Consider the following 18,298-nt stretch of genomic DNA (forward strand, 5'->3'; position numbering starts at 1 on the left):
CTGATCGGGGCGCACCAATGCCCATCAAATCCGTAGCCATTGTCGGTGCCGGCATCGCCGGTCTCACCGCTGCCCTTTCTTTTGCCCGGTACGGTGTCGACTGTGACATTATCGAACAGGCCGGTGAGCTGACGGAAGTGGGCGCAGGCCTGCAACTCTCGCCCAATGCCGCCCGCATTCTCGCCGAACTCGGCGTGCTGCCGGAAATCGAAGAGCGCTGGACCGAACCGGTCAGCGTTGAACTCGCCTCCGGAAAATCGCTTGCCACGCTGCTCTCGCTGCCGATGGGCGCGGTGGCGCGCAAACGCTGGGGCGCACCCTATGGCGTGCTGCACCGCTCGACGCTGCAGAATGCGCTTCTCCAGGCGGTGACACGCAACCCGCTCTGCCGCCTGCATCTCGGCAAGCGCATTGAAAACGCGACGGCGGACGTGATTGCCGCAACCACCTTCCGTGACCATGATCTTATCGTCGGCGCGGACGGCGTCTGGTCGGCGGCCCGCTTCACGGTCCCTTCCGCCCCCAAAGCCACCTTCTCCGGCAATATTGCCTGGCGCTTCACCGTTGCCGCAAATGACGTGCCGTCAGCCATCAACAAGAGCGCAGTGACCGCCTATCTCGGTTCCGGCGGCCATATCGTCGCCTATCCGCTGAAGGAAGTCGGCGGTTTCAACATCGTCGCCATCGCGCTCGGTGCCGACCCCGGCGCAACCTGGCGGGCGGAATCGAGCGGGCGGCAGAAAGCCATGCTGATGGAACAGTTTCGCGGCTTCAGCCCGGATATCGTCCGATTGCTCGATTCGTCAGAGAATCCGACCTTCTGGCCGCTCTATCAGGCCGGCTCGGGCCGCTGGCACAATGGCCGCGACACGGTGCTGATCGGCGATGCGGCGCATGCCATGATGCCCTTCGCCGCACAGGGCGCGGCCATGGCGATAGAGGATGCGTTTGAACTTGCGGGAGCGACGGCAGGCGGCAATGCCGAAAAGCCCCTGCCCTTGCCGCAGGCCCTTGCCAGCTTCGAGGCCCTGCGCCTGCCGCGCATAGAAAAGGCCCGCAAGCGGGCCTCTCTCAATCGTTTTGCCTATCACGCGAGAGGCCCGGTGCGTATTGCGCGGGACTTCGTGTTTTCCACGCGTCCCACCGAAGCCTTCCTGAACGACTTCGACTGGCTCTACGGCTATCGTGCCAAAGGCTGAGGTCAAACCCCGGCCGCAGCCGCAAACCCGGCCTCAAGGTCCTTCTTGAGATCGGCGATATCCTCAAGCCCGATCTGTAGGCGGATAACCGGCCCTTCCGAGGGGCCCTTGGCGATGGTTCTGTCGACAAGCGACACCGAAACGGCAAGCGATTCGTATCCGCCCCAGGAATAGCCGAGCCCGAAGAAGTTCAGCGCGTTGAGGAAGGCCGCCGCCGCCTGCTTGTATTTGCCTTCTTCCGCCTTCAGCACGAAGGAGAAGACACCGCTTGCGCCCTTGAAATCGCGCTTCCAGAGTTCGTGCCCGGCAAAACTCGGCAGCGCCGGATGCAGCACACGGACGACGTCATCACGGCTCTCCAGCCATGTGGCGATATCGAGCGCGCTTTTCTGGTGGTGCTCCAGCCTTATTCCCATGGTGCGCATGCCGCGCAGGATCTGGTAGGCATCGTCGGAGGTGACGCAGATGCCGAGATTGGTATTGGCCTGATAAAGCGCCTTCCAGTGCTTTTCATTGGCCGAAACGAAGCCCATCAGCACATCCGAATGACCCGAGGGATATTTGGTGGCGGCGTGAATGGAGACATCGACGCCGAAATCGAGCGGCTTGAAATAAAGCGGAGTCGCCCAGGTATTGTCCATCGTCACCACGCAATCATGGCGGTGAGCGATATCGGTGATCAGCCTGACATCCTGAATCTCGAAGGTGTTGGAACCCGGCGCTTCCAGATGCACCAGCCTGGTGTTCGGCCGTATGAGAGCCTCAATGCTCTCCCCGATTGCCGGGTCGTAATATTCCACCTCGACACCGAGCTTCTTCAGCATCGTATTGCAGAAACGGCGCGTCGGAAAATAGACGGAATCGACGATCAGCGCGTGATCGCCGGCGCCGAGATAGGCAAGGAACGGCACGGTGATGGCCGCAAGGCCCGAGGGCACGAGAATGGTTCCGGCAGACCCTTCCAGCTCGTTGACGAGATTGCACAGCGCATCCGTGGTCGGCGTGCCGTGCGTGCCATAGGTATATTTTTGGTTTTCGGTCGAAAGCGTCTCCGCGTCGGGAAAAAGCACGGTCGAACCGCGCACGATGGGCGGATTGACGAAACCGAAACAGTCCGCGGGATCGTTGCCGCCATGGGTCAGGCGCGTATTCACACCTGCGGCGGAAAGCAGGTCATTTGTCTTGGTCATTTCAGATCAGCTTTCGAAGGAACATTGACGCGTGCGACAATGCTAAGAGCGCAACGCAAGGTCAAGTCCCGCAGGGACGCCTGGGCAGGTCGGATTGACGCATCGCCAATCAGAATACAAGAAGTATACAAATACTGTGCAAGTGCAAATTTCCGCAAAAATATGCTTATATTTTCACCCTTTGCACACTTCCCGACCAAAATTTGGAAAATTCCGTTTTATAGGCACAATTATTGCCCGCACGTCTTGACCCCGCTGCCAATTGCGATTGTGATAGAAAAAGCGGATCGAAAAAGATCTCGCTGAAGGGGGAGCTGGGGAAGACAAACATGCCGGTCCCCTTCCAAGTGACGATAACAAACAAAGGTTGGGAAAAATGAAAAAGGCAATTCTGTCGGCCGCCATCGGCGCAGCAGTTTTGGGAGGAGCCTCGGTCGCTTCGGCTGCGACGCTTCAGGATGTGAAGGGCAAGGGTTTCGTCACCTGCGGCGTCAGCGCCGGCATTCCGGGATTCTCCAATCCCGATGACAAGGGCGAATGGTCCGGTATCGACGTGGACTATTGCCGTGGTATTGCCACAGCGGTTTTCGGTGATCCTTCGAAGGCCAAGTTCGTCGCACTTTCGAGCAAGGACCGATTCCCGGCTCTCCAGTCCGGTGAAGTCGACGTTCTGACCCGTAACACCACCTGGACGATCAGCCGCGACACGTCGCTGGGCTTCAACTTCCGTACCGTCAACTACTACGACGGCCAGGGCTTCATCGCCAAAAAGAGCCTCAACGTGAAGTCCGCTCTCGAGCTTTCCGGCGCCGCCGTCTGCGTGCAGACCGGCACGACCACGGAGCTCAACCTCGCCGACTACTTCAAGACCAACAATCTGCAGTACAACCCGGTGGTTTTCGAAAAGGAAGCCGACGCGACCTCTGCTTATGATGCTGGCCGTTGCGACGTCTACACCACTGACCAGTCTGGCCTTTACGCGATCCGCCTGAAGCTGAAGAACCCGGACGAAAACGTCGTTCTGCCGGAAGTCATCTCCAAGGAGCCGCTTGGCCCGGCCGTTCGCCAGGGTGACGACCAGTGGTTCGACATCGTGACCTGGGTTCACTATGCGATGGTCAACGCCGAAGAGCTTGGCATCACCTCCAAGAATGTCGATGAGCAGAAGAACAGCGCCAATCCGGATGTGAAGCGCCTGCTCGGCACGGAAGAAGGCACCAAGATCGGTACCGATCTCGGTGTGACCAACGACTGGGCCTACAACATCATCAAGCTGGTGGGTAACTACGGCGAAGTCTTCGACCGCAACGTCGGCGCTGGCTCTCCGCTGAAGATCGAGCGTGGCCAGAACGCGCTTTGGACCAAGGGCGGCCTGCAATACGCACCGCCGGTCCGTTGATCGGCCCCATTACCGGCTAGATCATAAGGAGGCTGGGCAACGCCCGGCCTCCGCTTCAAATTATATAAATAAGCTCGCAAAGAGCACATAAAAGGGAAAGGTGCCTATGGCAGGCAACGCGGTCAGTTCGCAACGATCGCGCGCGCAAAGCGCGTCGTCACTTATCTACGATCCACGCATACGCGGCATTTTTTATCAGGTCCTGACAGTCGTCGTCCTGGCCGCCTTCGTCTGGATCATCGTGACGAATACGATCACCAATCTTCAACGGTCAAACATCTCGTCCGGCTTCGGCTTCCTCAACGGAAGAGCCGGTTTCGATATCGGCCAGTCGCTGATCGCTTATACCAGCGACGCGACCTATGGCCGGGCATTGCTCGTTGGCATTCTCAACACGATCCAGGTTGCATTTTTCGGCATCATCGCCGCCTCGATCATCGGTTTCATCGTCGGCATCGCCCGGCTGTCCAATAACTGGCTGATTTCGAAACTCGCGCAGGCCTATGTGGAAATCTTCCGCAACATCCCGCCGCTGCTCGTCATCTTCTTCTGGTACAAGGGCGTCATCTCGGTTCTGCCGCAGGCGCGCGAGTCACTCGAGCTTCCGCTTGGAGCCTACCTCAACAATCGCGGCTTCTTCTATCCCAAGCCGCTGTGGGGAGAAGGCACCTGGCTCGTGCCGCTGGCCTTCCTGGTCGCCATCGTTCTCAGCGTCTTCGTTTACCGCTGGGCGAAGGCCAGACAGGAAAGAACCGGACAGCAGTTCCGCACCGGCATAACGGTGACGCTTCTCATCATCGGCCTGCCGCTGGCGACGTTTCTGGCGCTGGGGGCGCCGCTGACATTCGACTATCCGATTGCCGGGCGGTTCAACCTGTCGGGCGGCGCGGTTGTCGCACCTGAATTCATGTCGCTGTTCCTGGCGCTTTCCTTCTATACCGCCTCCTTTATCGCCGAAATCGTTCGCGGCGGCATCAAGGCTGTGGCGAAGGGTCAGACGGAAGCTGCGGATGCACTGGGACTTCGCTCCAGCACCACGACGCGCCTGATCGTCGTTCCGCAGGCGATGCGCATCATCATCCCGCCGCTGACGAGCCAGTATCTCAACCTGACCAAGAACTCCTCGCTTGCGGTCGCTGTCGGCTTCGCCGACATCGTCTCGGTCGGCGGCACGATCCTGAACCAGACGGGACAGGCAGTCGAAGTCGTTGCAATCTGGCTGGTCATCTATCTCTCGCTGTCCCTGCTCACGGCCGTGGTCATGAACTGGTTCAATGCGAAAATGGCCCTGGTGGAGCGATAACGATGACGATCAGCAATCACGCATTCGTGCGACAGACCATCGAGGACGCCAAACCCGCGCCCTCGAGCGCCGTCGGCTTCGGCCACTGGCTGCGCACCAAACTCTTTGCCACGCCGAAGGACACCGTTCTGACGGTGATCGCCCTTGCCCTGCTCGCCTATCTGGTGCCACCGATCATCAAGTGGCTGTTCATCGACGCGGTATGGACCGGCAGCGATCGTATCGCCTGCCTGACCGCTTCGCAGGGCGGCGCGCTGCCGGACGGCCAGTCCGGTGCGTGCTGGGCTTTCGTTTCGGCAAAGCTCGGCCAATTCGTCTTCGGCCGCTATCCGATCGACGAACGCTGGCGTCCCATCCTGGTGATGGTGACGTTCGCCATCCTGCTTATACCGATGCTGATTCCAAAAGCGCCGTTCAAGCGACTGAATGCGCTGGCGCTTTTCATCATCCTGCCCTTCATTGCGTTCTTCCTGCTCATCGGCGGCGTCTTCGGCCTGCCGAAGGTGGAAACGCAGCTGTGGGGCGGCCTGATGGTGACCCTCATCCTGTCGTTCTTCGGGATCACGGTGTCGCTCCCCTTCGGCATTCTTCTGGCGCTCGGCCGGCGGTCGAACCTGCCGGTGATCAAGATGCTCTGCGTGCTCTTCATCGAGGTCATTCGTGGCATTCCGCTGATTACCGTCCTGTTCTTCGCCAGCATCATGCTGCCGCTGTTCCTGCCCGACGGCTGGACCTTCGACAAGTTCCTGCGCGCGCTCGTCGGCGTGTCGCTGTTCTCCTCGGCCTATATGGCGGAGGTGATCCGCGGCGGCCTGCAGGCCATTCCGAAGGGACAATATGAAGGTGCGGATTCGCTCGGCCTGAACTACTGGCAGAAGACGAGGCTGATCGTGCTGCCGCAGGCGCTGAAGCTCGTCATTCCGGGCATCGTCAACACCTTCATCGGGCTGTTCAAGGACACGTCGCTGGTCTCGATCATCGGCATGTTCGATCTGCTCGGCATTGTCACACTCAACCAATCGGATGCGAACTGGGCCACGCCCGTCACCGCCATGACTGGCTATATTTTCGCAGGCTTCGTATTCTGGATATTCTGCTTCGGCATGTCGCGTTATTCGCTGTTCATGGAACGGCACCTCGACACCGGGCATAAACGATAAGGGACGCTCAAATGGCAGAAACCCAAGCAAAAAAACTGACCGTCTCGACTACGGACGTGGCGATCGAACTCATCGGCATGAACAAGTGGTATGGCGACTTCCATGTGCTGCGCGATATCAACCTGAAGGTCATGAAGGGCGAGCGCATCGTTATCGCGGGTCCTTCCGGGTCGGGCAAATCGACCATGATCCGCTGCATCAACCGGCTTGAAGAACATCAGTCGGGCACGATCAATGTCGATGGCATCGAACTCACCAACGACCTTAAGAAGATCGATGAGGTGCGTCGTGAAGTCGGCATGGTGTTCCAGCACTTCAACCTCTTCCCGCATCTTACGATCCTCGAAAACTGCACGCTGGCGCCGATCTGGGTTCGCAAGATGCCCAAGAAGGAAGCCGAAGAAGTGGCGATGCACTATCTGAAGCGCGTCAAGATCCCCGAGCAGGCGAACAAATATCCCGGCCAGCTCTCCGGCGGCCAGCAGCAGCGCGTGGCGATTGCCCGCTCGCTGTGCATGAAGCCGAAGATCATGCTGTTCGACGAGCCGACCTCGGCGCTCGACCCGGAAATGGTCAAGGAAGTGCTCGACACCATGGTGAGCCTTGCCGAAGACGGCATGACCATGCTGTGTGTGACCCACGAAATGGGCTTCGCCCGCCAGGTGGCAAACCGCGTCATCTTCATGGACCAGGGCCAGATCGTCGAACAGAACTCGCCCGCCGAATTCTTCGACAATCCGCAGCACGAGCGCACCCGGCTGTTCCTCAGCCAGATTCTGCACTGAGACTGAGATCGACATGTATATCGAGCGGGGCCGTTTCGGCCCCGTTTTCGTTTCTGGAGACCTGCTGAAATCCTTATCTCCATGCACGAGCGCGACGATTTCGATTCCGTGATTCCACCGCTCTCGAAGCGCCAAGAGCACAAAAATGGGCGCGGCGTCGCAGTTTAACCATTTGTTACGAAACAGGAATCCTTGTTTTTCAGGGCTTCTGGAGGCCCATGTCATTTTTTTGTCAAATCATGCATTTTTCCGCTTGCAGACCTTCGGGAGCCTGACTATAAGGGCGCCACACCACAAGCGCACGCGCCCTTCGTCTATCGGTTAGGACGTCAGATTTTCATTCTGAAAAGAGGGGTTCGACTCCCCTAGGGCGTGCCACTTGCCTTCGTGTTCTCCCCTTCAAAATATAACCACATCGCATCAGCTGGCAAATTCGTCACGCGTGATCAATGTGCCGGAACCGATTCCCGTCGGGTACGTTAGAATGCTGTCCCCCCCGATGGAAGGCAAGCCGGACGAAACGCCAACAGGCAAATCGACCGGCTTGCCTTTCCCCTTCAGCTCTCCCCACAGCATCCGCTTCATCGAGCCGGCCGCCTTTGCCAGCTAAGGGTTAGAGACTGCGTCCCCCGCCTCCCGCAAGACATGGGGCCATTACTGACGCGCAGCGATAGGGGCGATATTTCAAGGCCTTGGCCAGTTCGGGCGCAGTTTTCCACAGCCCTTCCGGCCTCCATAAAAAAACTCGTCACGAAGCGAGAAAAATCAATTTTTCCGCTTGCGGACCAACCGGAGCCTGACTATAAGGGCGCCACACCACAAGCGCACGCGCCCTTCGTCTATCGGTTAGGACGTCAGATTTTCATTCTGAAAAGAGGGGTTCGACTCCCCTAGGGCGTGCCACTTGCTTCTCCTTAAAAATCAGCTGCCTGCAAGAAAATCTTCACGCATCGCGTAAAGAAGTCTCGTTGTGTCTCATCCACTCGCCTGGGCCGGTGTCCGGTGAAATTCCAATATAGCTGGAAGGCCCTGTCATTGCGCAAAGTCAGGGCGCGAATGCCGCGTCCAGAACGCGCAGTTGAACGCGCCTCTGCCCCTGCCAGAGATCGGCGCCCACGGTGCCGGCGACGTGAATGTTCCGGCCACGCGCATTCAGCAGCATCTGCCCCAGAGGCGCTTCTGCGGCGCGGAACGCGATGCCGTCCAGCCGCGAGCCGTCCATGGCCTCCAGCGTGATCTTGACGTGAGCTGTACCCACAAGCCGCACATCGCGCAGACGATGCGCCGGCACGGCAAAGATGGGCTGCGAATGACCGGAGCCATATGGACCGGCCTGCTCCAGCTGGTCGACAAGCTGCAATGTGGCACCCGACGCGCCGATAGCGCCGTCAATCTTCAGCACGCTGCTTTCCACCAGCTCGTTCACGGTCTTTGCCGCCGCTTCCTCGAAGAAAGTCCTGAGCTTGCCGAGATTGGCGCGCTCCACCGTCAGGCCGGCCGCCATGGCGTGACCGCCACCCTTGACCAGCAAGCCGGCCTCCACGGCGGAGCGCACCATGCGCCCCATATCGAAGCCGTTGATCGAACGGCCTGAACCGGTGCCCTTGCCGGAGGGATCAAAGGCAATGGCGAAGGCGGGACGACGGAAGCGATCCTTCAGACGCGAGGCAAGCAGACCGACAATGCCGGGATGCCAGTTTTCACGCGCGGTAACGATGACGCCCGCACCCGAGCCGTCGCCATATTCGAACAGCGCCTCAGCTTCGGCTTCCGCCAGCATGGCCGCTTCCATGGCCTGCCGCTCGCGGTTCAGCTCATCCAGCCTCTCGGCAATGACCTCGGCCTGCGACGCATCGTCGATGGTCAGGAGACGGCTGCCGAGCGCAGCGTCGCCAATGCGGCCGCCGGCATTGATGCGCGGCCCGATCAGGAAACCGAAATGATAGGGCGTCACGGGCCCGCCCAGCCCCGCCTTCTTGAACAAGGCAGCGAGCCCGGCATTGTTCATATGGCGCGCGGCAATCAGCCCCTTCACCACATAGGCGCGGTTGAGCCCCTTCAGCGGCACCACATCGCACACGGTGGCAAGCGCGACGATATCGAGAAGCGACAGCAGATCGAGCGTGAAGGCCTGCCTGTGCCGCCTCTCCTTCAACAGCCGCAGGGTGGCGACCAGCACGAGGAACACGACGCCGGCGGCGCAGAGATGCCCCTGCCCCGAAAGATCGTCCTCGCGGTTGGGATTGACCAGCGCCACGGCCGGCGGCAGCTCCGTGCCGACCTGATGGTGGTCAATCACCACCACATCCGTTCCCGCATCCCTGGCGGCCTTCAGCGATTCATGGCTGGTGGAACCGCAATCGACCGTCACAATCAGCGTCGCACCATTGGCGGCAAGTTGCTGCATCGCCGCCGGGTTCGGCCCATAGCCCTCGAAAATGCGGTCGGGAATATAGATTTCCGGTGTAAGACCGAAATGCGCGAGAAACCGGTACATCAAAGCGGAGGAAGCAGCGCCGTCGACGTCGTAGTCGCCAAAGATCGCCACCTTCTCGCCTGTCTCGATGGCCCGCACCAGCCGCTCGGCGGCCTTTTCGCAATCGGTCAGCACATGCGGATCGGGCATCAGGGAACGGATGGTCGGCTCGAGGAACGCCAGGGCGTCATCAACACCCACACCGCGCCCGGCAAGCACCCGTGCGATCAGTTCTGGAATAGCGTGGATCTGGGACATCGCCAGCGCGCGGTTTTGCCCGGCCTGATCCAGCCGCGACACCCAGCGCTGTTCTGTCGCCGACCGCTCCACGCTTAGAAACGCGCGGGCCACGGTATCGGCCGGCTCCATCATTGCCATGCTGTCCATTCATCCTGTCATGCGCCCAATCGCGCTCTAAAACGGGCTAAATGGCGATGGCGCGTTTTTCAAGCAAAAACGCGCTTATGAGGATTCACACCGAAAAAATCGAGAAAAACGGGCTGACGATCGAGACCGCGCCAACAAGCAGCAGCAGTGAGAACACGGCAAGCGAACACCAGTTGCGCTCATGCTTCCCCATATCGAATTCCATGCTGCGAATATTGTCATTGGCATTGTGAGGCCGCGCCCGGTGATGGGCGGCCGCAAAGCCTGCGCGCTTATTGTCCTTGAACAGGATGATCGATGTCACGGCCACGCCTCCCTCGCTTGGTGAACTGGATTAACCATAGTGCCGAATCGCCTTGTTTTCCAGCGCTTCCGACGCCGTCCCCCCAAATTTTATGGGCGCGAGACTACCGGCACGATGCGGGCAGCCATAGAACGAAAAACCGCGCCTCCATCCGGAAGCGCGGCCCTCGATAACATCAAGATGACGAAGCGTCTCAGGTGCGCTCGATCCGGATAACCTGCGGTTCGCTGACGAGATATTTCTCGTTCTTGATCGCCTTCACGGCCTTCCGGATCGCATCTTCCATCGTCGCGTGGGTAACGAGGATGATGGTCTGCGGCGCGCCTTCCACGTGCACGCGCTGGCGCTGCACGATGGATTCCAGCGAGATATTGTTATCCGCCATGCGGGTGGCGATGGAGGCGAAGACGCCGGCCTGATCCTTCACCGTCAGGCGGATGAAATAACCGCCCTCATGGCTCTTCATCTTGGCGCGGCGGTATTCCGTCAGCGATTTTGCCGGACGGCCGAGAACGGGCACCTGCTGGGCCCCCGGACGGCTCTTGGCGATATCGGCAATGTCGCCAAGCACGGCAGACGCCGTGGCGTTGCCGCCCGCACCCGGACCAACCATCAGCAATTCGCCGAGAATATCGGATTCGATCGCCACCGCATTGGTGACGCCATCCACCTGGGCGATAACGGAATCGAGCGGTACCATGGTCGGATGCACGCGCTGCTCGATGCCGGATTCGGTCACCTGCGCCACGCCGAGAAGCTTGATGCGATAACCGAGTTCGGCGGCCGCCTGAATGTCCTCGCTGGAGATATTGGTGATGCCTTCCAGATAGATGTCATCGGCCGAAATCTTGTTGCCAAAGGCAAGCGTCGTCAGGATTGCCAGCTTGTGGGCCGTATCGTTGCCCTCAATATCGAAGGCCGGATCGGCCTCCGCGTAACCGAGCCGCTGCGCTTCCTTCAGACAGGCCTCGAAGGACAGCCCTTCCTTCTCCATCTTGGTCAGGATGTAGTTGCAGGTGCCGTTCATGATGCCGTAGATGCGCGACACATGGTTGCCGGTCAAGGATTCGCGCAGTGCCTTGATGACGGGGATACCGCCGGCCACCGCCGCTTCGAAATTAAGAAGCGCGCCCTTGTCTTCGGCAATGGTCGCCAATTCGACGCCATGTTTGGCCAGCAGCGCCTTGTTGGCTGTCACCACATGGAGACCGCGTGCAAGTGCCGCGCGCACCGCATTTTCCGCCTGACCGGAAGCACCGCCGACCAGTTCGACGAACACGTCGATCTCCGCTTCGCTCGCCAGCTGCTCCGGCGTGTCGAACCAGGTAATACCCTTGAGATCGATGCCACGGTCGCGCGAACGGTCGCGCGCACTCACGGCAATAATCTCAATCGCGCGTCCGCAGGTAATCGCAAGTTCGTTGCTTCTCTGCTGGAGGATGCGCACGAGCGAAGCGCCGACAGTGCCGAGCCCCGCTATGCCGATTCTCAATGAATCTGCCATGGGTATGTTCCTGATTGCTGTTGATGGTGGCGGCCGGGACCCGGCCGCCTTGGGTTGCCCTTATCTGTGGGCGTTGAGCGAAACGACGTTATGCATCGTTTCGTCTGCGCTCGACAGGAAACGCTTCAGATTGCGCGCTGCCTGACGAATTCGATGCTCGTTTTCCACGAGCGCGAGACGGACGTAATCGTCGCCCATCTCGCCAAAGCCGATGCCGGGAGCAACGGCAATATCTGCCTTCTCGACCAGAAGCTTGGAGAATTCCAGGCTGCCGAGATGGCGGAATTTTTCCGGGATCTTCGCCCAGGCGAACATCGTCGCCGCCGGCGGCGGAACTTCGAAGCCCGCCTTGCCGAAGGTGTCGACCATCACATCGCGGCGGCGGCGATAGACATTGCGCACTTCCGCGATGTCGGAACCGTCACCGTTCAGCGCATGGGTCGCCGCAACCTGGATGGGCGTGAAGGCGCCGTAATCGAGATAGGACTTCACGCGCGTCAGCGCCGCGATCAGCCGCTCGTTGCCGACGGCAAAGCCCATGCGCCAGCCGGGCATGGAGAAGGTCTTCGACATGGAGGTGAACTCCACCGCAACGTCGATTGCGCCGGGAACTTCAAGAACCGATGGCGGCGGATTGTTTTCGTCGAAATAGATTTCCGAATAGGCAAGGTCGGAAAGCACGATGATCTCGTGCTTCTTCGCAAAGGCGATGACGTCCTTGTAGAAATCCAGCGAGGCGACATGCGCCGTCGGGTTCGACGGGTAGTTGACAATCAACGCCAGTGGCTTCGGAATGGAATGGCGCACCGCGCGCTCCAGCGGTCCGAAGAAGCTGTCATCCGGCTCGACATTCATCGAACGGATAACCCCGCCCGCCATCAGGAAGCCGAAGGCATGGATCGGATAGGTGGGGTTCGGGCACAGGATCACGTCACCCGGTGCGGTGATGGCCTGCGCCATATTGGCGAAGCCTTCCTTGGAGCCGAGCGTGGCGACGACCTGCGTGTCGGGGTTCAGCTTCACGCCGAAACGGCGGGCATAATAGGCTGCCTGCGCGCGGCGAAGGCCGGGAATGCCCTTGGACGAGGAATAACGATGGGTGCGCGGGTCCTGAACGACCTCGCAAAGCTTGTCGACGATGGCCTTCGGGGTCGGAAGGTCGGGATTGCCCATGCCGAGATCGATGATATCGGCCCCGGCCGCTCGCGCGCTCGCTTTCAAACGGTTGACCTGTTCGAAGACGTATTGCGGCAGACGCCGGACCTTGTGAAACTCTTCCATCTCTTTCCTCATGGGAATGGACCGGTTCTGCCGGCCCATAACGAAGGTTCGTTTTTTGTTGTTAAACGCCGCCGACACGAACCGACCCGGCAGGCGTTATTCATTGTAGCGCAAAGCACGGGAAAACCTACAAGGCTTTTCTCGGCCCACGCCGCATAGCGGTGATCCGCCCGTCCTTCCGGCACGGCCTTCTCAGCCCCGCCGGCAAGGCGGATCGCGCACTATGATCAGGGAACTTGCATAACGCCAGATTCTTGGAAAATGCAAGGCAAGCCATGCTCAAGAACGGCCATTCCTGCCCTTCAGCCGTGCTCACCCTTCACAATTGCCGCGCGGATGACCGAAAGCACGCGCTCCGGCTTGATATCCGTGCAGATGAGCTGGCTCGGATGCCCGTCCCAGTCGCCCGGCGGAAAGGCGCGGCCATCCGGCCTCTGGATCGTCTGGCCATCGGCAAGCCCGCCGCAGACGACACGCACCGGGCCGCTGCGGGTGGTAAACAGTTCCGGCGCGACGAGATAAACGCAGGCGCAGCTGTCATGCACCACCATGCCGTCACCGGTGCGGGTCTTGTAGAAATCGATATAGAATTGCGACAGGTCCGAAAGCAGCTGCACCGGCTTGCCGCCCGCCTCTGCCATCTCAGCCATGAAGGCGCTCGTCATCACGGTTTTTGTCGTGACATCGAGACCGACGACGACCACGCGCCACGGCGCAGTGAAGACAAGATCGGCCGCTTCCGGATCGCCATGAATATTGGCCTCGGCCGCCGGCGAGACATTGCCGTTGATGTCGAAGGCGCCGCCCATGACGATCACTTCCTTCACCAGAGCGGCGAAGTCAGGTTCTTCGCGCAAAGCCAGCGCCAGATTGGTCATGCGGCCAACAGCGATCAACGTCACTTCGCCTGGATTGGCCTTGACCGTTTCGATGATGAAGCGATGCGCGGGCCGCGGATCGAGCGGCAGATCGATGGTTTCAGGGATATCGATATCGCCGAGGCCGTTTTCGCCGTGGATGAAGGTCGGCCAATGCCCCTCTTTGCGGGCGGGATCGAAGGTCACGCCCGCGCCTTTTGCGACCGGCGCTGTCATCTGCCATTCCCGCTTGAGGAAGAGCGCATTGCGGGTGGTGATATCGATGGGAGCGTTGCCGAAAACCGTGGTGACGCCGATCAGATCGATATCGGGGTGACGGTGCAGGAACAGAAGCGCCATGGCGTCGTCTACACCGGGATCCGTATCGAATATCACTTTATGCATAATGCCCTCATCCGTATGTCTTCAAGCGCCATCCGCTTCTGCCGGCGACGCGCCACGGAAACATAACGATAAGCGGCAACACCGCAATCCCCCCGCAGGCGGCATATCATGCAGAAAAATATTGCGTGGCGGTCTTTTCAGTGAAAGAAGAAGCCCTCTCCCGCCGCTGCCCGGACATCCCCAGTGCAAGATATCGCCCTCAACGTTTTTCTCGTCCTTTTCTGCGTCGCCATCTTTGCCGGCTTTATCGATTCCATTGCCGGTGGCGGCGGCCTCATCACCATTCCGGCGATGCTGATCATGGGCATTGCACCGCTCGATACGCTCGGCACCAACAAGCTGCAATCGCAATTCGGCTCTGCCTCCGCCACCATCGCTTATGCCCGGCGCGGCCATGTCAATCTGAGGGAACAATTGCCCATGGCCGTCATGGCTATGCTTGGCGGCGGGCTTGGCGCGGTCGCCGCCGGCTTCGTGCCTTCGAGCGTGCTGCGCACCATCATGCCGTTCCTGCTGATCGCGATTGCGATCTATTTCGCCTTCAAGCCGCAGCTCAGCGATATCGACAGCCACCGCCGCATCACACCCTTCGTGTTCGGCTTCACCGTCGCGCCGCTGGTGGGCTTCTACGACGGTGTTTTCGGCCCCGGCGCGGGTTCCTTCTACATGCTCGCCTTCGTGGCGCTTGCCGGTTTCGGCATGTTGAAAGCAACCGCCCACACCAAGCTTCTGAACCTCGGCTCGAACTTCGGCGGTTTCGTTGTGTTTGCGATAGGTGGTGCGGTTTTGTGGAAGCTCGGCCTCGCCATGGGCGTCGGCCAGTTCATCGGCGCACAGATCGGCTCCCGCTTCGCCATGAAGAACGGCGCGAAGATCATCCGCCCTCTGCTGGTGATTTCCTGCCTGGCCATGGCGACGAAGCTTCTTATTGACGCTTCGTCCGCGTGGTCCATCGCGACGATATGGGAAACGATATTCCCGACGTAAAAGGATGGTCGTCAGAGACGGACGTGTAACGTCACGCCGTGGCGCGGCGTCTGCGATCCTCGATTTCACGGATGACGACCATCGCGCCAACAAGTTTGTAGGCAGATGAATAACACGGCGACATTTCCAACGATTTCACGATCGTGCGGCCGTTCTGGTCTTCCGCGTAGGTATACTTCGACGTATCGCCCTTGAAACAATTGTCGAGCTTGTCCCTGAGGTCGTTCTGGAAACGGTGGACGCCAACCAGCTCCGCAATATGGCAACCCACAAGCCCTTCCGGCGCATTGCGCTGAAATGCGTCAAGAGAATTGGCGAACGAAACGCGGTAGCCGGGCGTAACGATCACGACGGGATCGTCCAGATCGTTCAGCATGTCTTCATCGAGGATCAGGTGGCGATGATGCCACTCCAGCGTGTCCTCGTCCTCGTCACCAACGACTTTGGCCTTCGAAGGCATCCCGACATAACGATCAACGAGTGTCCGCAGAAGCTCGGAGTTGCGCTGCACGCAGCCCAGATCCTCCGCCTCGTGGTTGAGGAGGTCGATGGCGAAACGGAACTGCTCGCGAATATCTTCGGAATTTTCTGTCTTGCGTCCGACGACCCGCTCGAGAAGCTGCTCCAGTTCACGCTCCAGCACTGCGATCTTGTCGGCTTCGTTCTTACCAACGGCAGATTGCAGTTCCGTATAACGCAGCCAGAACAACTCAATCAAATCTTTCAACCCAACTCTCCCTGAACGGGCATAACCCGGTTCCCAATGCGAACGAATTAACCCTTTGCCCCCTGATTATAGCGTCTTTGCGCTTAAAAATGACGTAACGAAACGCAGGAACGCTGCGAGGATTGTTGTCCAAAATATCACAGCAGCCGCCAATTTTTCAATTTCGATAATCCATGAACGAAAAATGAGGTTCCATTAATATGGAAAAAACATCGGAACACATCATTCTACGGCCGAATTTCGTAAAAATCGCCGAGGATCGGGCCGCACGGCATCACCTTAAATCTGGTGCTTCACGTCCCATCGGTCGTGATACCACAGCCATTGTCCGGGGTATTCGCGCACCCAGCTTTCCACCTTGTCGTTCAGAAGCTGCGCCGTCGCCTGAATGTCGACATTACCCTTCTCATCGCGCGGAATTTCAACCTTGGGCTCTATTTCCAACCTGTAGCGATTGTCGGGAAGACGAACGCAACGGGCCGGATAGACATCGCAGTTGAACTGCCGCACCAGCTTGGCAAGCAGCGGGTTGGTGCGGACTTCAAGGCCGAAGAACTTTGTCGTCAGCCCCTTGCCGAACTTCTGGTCGACGAGCACGCCGACACCGCCGCCCTTTTCCAGCTGCCGCGCCAGCGCGAAAGAGGAGCCGGCGTGCGACGGCACAAGATTGCCCATGCGCTCCTTGCGGAAGTTGAACACCTTGTCGGCCACGAAAGGATTGTTCGGTGGACGGAACAGCACCGTTACATCGAGACCGAAAGCCGAGCCGGCCACCGGCAGCAATTCGAAATTGCCGCTATGGGCGGTAAAGACGATGAAGGGTCGCGGATTGTCGCGCAGCTCGAGGAAGGTCGGAATGCCCTCGACCTCGATGCGGCCCGTTTCGTTCTTTTCCGGATCGAAATCGAACAGCCGGTCGAGAAACACGTATTCCGCCGCAAGCCGGCCCATATTGGCCCAGCTATCCATGGCGATCTCAAGCCGCTCATCTTCGGATTTCTCCGGAAAAGCGCGCGCCAGATTATGGAGCATCAGCTTGTGGCGGCCGGTTTTCGGCCCCACCCAGCGCGCCAGCCGGTCGGCGGCGCGAATGCCCGCATCAGCGGGAAAGAGCTTCAGCAGGTTGAGAAGGCCGAAGGCGAATGTCGCAATCAGCCACTGCCGGAAGTGGTCCAGTTTCAGGACAATCCGTGTCAGGAAAAGCTTCAAGATGCTCAGTCCATCCGCAGCACGATTTTGCCGAATACCTGGCGTGTCTCCATGCGCTCCAGCGCCCGGTCGATATCGTCGAAGGTCACTTCGGTGTCGATGACGGGATGAACGATGCCGCGCGCCATCTTCTGCATGGCGTTGGCCATGTTTTCCATGCGGCAGCCGAACGAGCCGAGCAGTTTCAGCTGCTGCTGGAACAGCATCATCAGGTTGATATCGGTGGAGACGCCCGACGTCGAACCGCAGGTGACGAGACGGCCGCCGCGCTTCAGCGAGAACATCGAACCCGCCCAGGTGTCCTTGCCGACATGTTCGAACACCACGTCGACACCCTTCTTTTTCGTCAGCTTGCGCACGACGCCTTCGAAACGGTCAGTCCGGTAGTTGATGACGTGATCGGCGCCCAGCGCCTTCGCCCGTTCGATCTTGTCGTCGGAACCGACAGTGGTGATGACGGTGCAGCCCATCTTCTTGGCAAGCTGGATCGCCGCCGTGCCGATGCCGGAACCGCCGGCATGGATGAGGATGGTTTCGCCGGACTCCAGCTTGGCATTGTCGAACAGCATGTGCTCGACGGTGCCGAAGGTCACCGGTGCGAGAGCCGCTGCAACGGCATCGACGCCATGCGGCGCGGGCACCAGCTGGCGGGCGGGAATATTGATCTTTTCCTGCGCGAAACCGTCAAGGTGGAAACCGTGCACACCCTGCACATGTTCGCACAGATTGTCACGGCCTTCGCGACACGGCTTGCACAGCCCGCAGGTGCGCGCACCGTAGATCGACACGAGCTGGCCGGGCAGCACATTCGAAACGCCCGGACCGATGGCTTCGACCACACCCGAAGCCTCGGCACCGATGGTGAGCGGCATCTTGCGCTTGGCGAAAGCCATGCCGCGCCAGCCCCATACATCGATGTGGTTGAGCGCAACCGCCTTGACGCGCAGCGTCACCTCGCCCGGCGCCGGGGCATCCGGTTCGGGCAGGTCCACTTTTTCGAGCTTCCGGTCGTCCACGAGTTGAAGAGCGCGCATATATCAGTCCTTCGCCCGAAGGCGTTAATCTCTAGTGCGATTCCAGCAAAACTCTGTAACCGTTTTGCGGCCGGAATGCGTAATCAAAGAA

16 protein-coding genes and 2 tRNA genes are annotated in these 18,298 nt (G+C 59.6%); 9 read left to right on the forward strand and 9 right to left on the reverse strand.

The features are described 5' to 3' along the window. Positions 1-17 precede the first annotated feature (17 nt). Positions 18-1,199: an FAD-dependent monooxygenase gene (locus BTE54_RS15250; protein WP_078053020.1), complete on the forward strand. Its 1,182-nt coding sequence runs from the start codon at positions 18-20 to the stop codon at positions 1,197-1,199. A gap of 2 nt (positions 1,200-1,201) precedes the next feature. Here BTE54_RS15250 and BTE54_RS15255 read toward each other — a convergent pair whose 3' ends face one another. After that, complete coding sequence (locus BTE54_RS15255) at positions 1,202-2,389, reverse strand: cystathionine beta-lyase (RefSeq protein ID WP_078053021.1); 1,188 nt, start codon at positions 2,387-2,389, stop codon at positions 1,202-1,204. A 376-nt stretch (positions 2,390-2,765) separates the two neighbouring features. Between BTE54_RS15255 and BTE54_RS15260 the strand changes: the two genes are divergently transcribed. The 7 genes from BTE54_RS15260 (at position 2,766) to BTE54_RS15285 (ending at position 7,939) form a co-directional block, all read left to right on the forward strand. Further along, on the forward strand, positions 2,766-3,788 hold the full coding sequence (locus tag BTE54_RS15260) for an amino acid ABC transporter substrate-binding protein (protein WP_065655015.1): 1,023 nt from the start codon (positions 2,766-2,768) through the stop codon (positions 3,786-3,788). Positions 3,789-3,894: 106 nt separating this feature from the next. Then, positions 3,895-5,091 carry an amino acid ABC transporter permease gene (locus tag BTE54_RS15265; protein ID WP_065655014.1) on the forward strand — a complete coding sequence of 399 codons (1,197 nt, stop codon included), beginning with the start codon at positions 3,895-3,897 and terminating at the stop codon, positions 5,089-5,091. A 2-nt stretch (positions 5,092-5,093) separates the two neighbouring features. After that, on the forward strand, positions 5,094-6,251 hold the full coding sequence (locus BTE54_RS15270) for an amino acid ABC transporter permease (RefSeq protein ID WP_065655013.1): 1,158 nt from the start codon (positions 5,094-5,096) through the stop codon (positions 6,249-6,251). An 11-nt stretch (positions 6,252-6,262) separates the two neighbouring features. Continuing rightward, positions 6,263-7,036, forward strand: a complete 774-nt coding sequence (locus tag BTE54_RS15275; RefSeq protein WP_003524857.1) for an amino acid ABC transporter ATP-binding protein — start codon at positions 6,263-6,265, stop codon at positions 7,034-7,036. 303 nt (positions 7,037-7,339) lie between these two features. Continuing rightward, positions 7,340-7,414 (forward strand) — tRNA-Glu (locus BTE54_RS15280). A 106-nt stretch (positions 7,415-7,520) separates the two neighbouring features. Then, complete coding sequence (locus BTE54_RS25430; protein WP_272872066.1) at positions 7,521-7,646, forward strand: hypothetical protein; 126 nt, start codon at positions 7,521-7,523, stop codon at positions 7,644-7,646. A gap of 218 nt (positions 7,647-7,864) precedes the next feature. Further along, positions 7,865-7,939: transfer RNA gene (locus BTE54_RS15285), tRNA-Glu, on the forward strand. A 142-nt stretch (positions 7,940-8,081) separates the two neighbouring features. Here BTE54_RS15285 and recJ read toward each other — a convergent pair. From recJ to BTE54_RS15310, 5 genes are all read right to left on the reverse strand, one after another. After that, positions 8,082-9,890 carry a single-stranded-DNA-specific exonuclease RecJ gene (recJ, locus tag BTE54_RS15290; RefSeq protein WP_078053109.1) on the reverse strand — a complete coding sequence of 603 codons (1,809 nt, stop codon included), beginning with the start codon at positions 9,888-9,890 and terminating at the stop codon, positions 8,082-8,084. 94 nt (positions 9,891-9,984) lie between these two features. Then, complete coding sequence (locus BTE54_RS25115) at positions 9,985-10,209, reverse strand: hypothetical protein (RefSeq protein ID WP_161987935.1); 225 nt, start codon at positions 10,207-10,209, stop codon at positions 9,985-9,987. Positions 10,210-10,396: 187 nt separating this feature from the next. After that, positions 10,397-11,707: a homoserine dehydrogenase gene (locus BTE54_RS15300; RefSeq protein WP_003524852.1), complete on the reverse strand. Its 1,311-nt coding sequence runs from the start codon at positions 11,705-11,707 to the stop codon at positions 10,397-10,399. Positions 11,708-11,767: 60 nt separating this feature from the next. Beyond that, the gene (locus BTE54_RS15305; RefSeq protein WP_035260789.1) at positions 11,768-12,988 is read right to left on the reverse strand and encodes an LL-diaminopimelate aminotransferase; all 1,221 of its coding nucleotides are present in this window, start codon (positions 12,986-12,988) and stop codon (positions 11,768-11,770) included. 302 nt (positions 12,989-13,290) lie between these two features. Beyond that, positions 13,291-14,250, reverse strand: coding sequence for a nucleoside hydrolase (locus BTE54_RS15310; RefSeq protein WP_078053022.1), 960 nt, complete (start codon positions 14,248-14,250; stop codon positions 13,291-13,293). 183 nt (positions 14,251-14,433) lie between these two features. Between BTE54_RS15310 and BTE54_RS15315 the strand changes: the two genes are divergently transcribed. Next, complete coding sequence (locus BTE54_RS15315; RefSeq protein ID WP_078053023.1) at positions 14,434-15,237, forward strand: TSUP family transporter; 804 nt, start codon at positions 14,434-14,436, stop codon at positions 15,235-15,237. 31 nt (positions 15,238-15,268) lie between these two features. Here BTE54_RS15315 and BTE54_RS15320 read toward each other — a convergent pair whose 3' ends face one another. The 3 genes from BTE54_RS15320 to BTE54_RS15330 all read right to left on the reverse strand — a co-directional run bounded on the left by BTE54_RS15320 (position 15,269) and on the right by BTE54_RS15330 (position 18,207). Beyond that, on the reverse strand, positions 15,269-15,964 hold the full coding sequence (locus BTE54_RS15320; RefSeq protein WP_035240634.1) for a hypothetical protein: 696 nt from the start codon (positions 15,962-15,964) through the stop codon (positions 15,269-15,271). A 279-nt stretch (positions 15,965-16,243) separates the two neighbouring features. Further along, positions 16,244-17,182, reverse strand: a complete 939-nt coding sequence (locus BTE54_RS15325) for a lipid A biosynthesis lauroyl acyltransferase (protein ID WP_078053024.1) — start codon at positions 17,180-17,182, stop codon at positions 16,244-16,246. Continuing rightward, positions 17,179-18,207: a zinc-binding dehydrogenase gene (locus BTE54_RS15330; protein ID WP_059758710.1), complete on the reverse strand. Its 1,029-nt coding sequence runs from the start codon at positions 18,205-18,207 to the stop codon at positions 17,179-17,181. The genes BTE54_RS15325 and BTE54_RS15330 overlap by 4 nt, the downstream gene beginning before the upstream one ends. Positions 18,208-18,298 lie beyond the last annotated feature (91 nt).

Origin of the sequence: Agrobacterium sp. YIC 4121, from assembly GCF_002008205.1 — a bacterium.
GTDB lineage: Bacteria > Pseudomonadota > Alphaproteobacteria > Rhizobiales > Rhizobiaceae > Agrobacterium > Agrobacterium leguminum.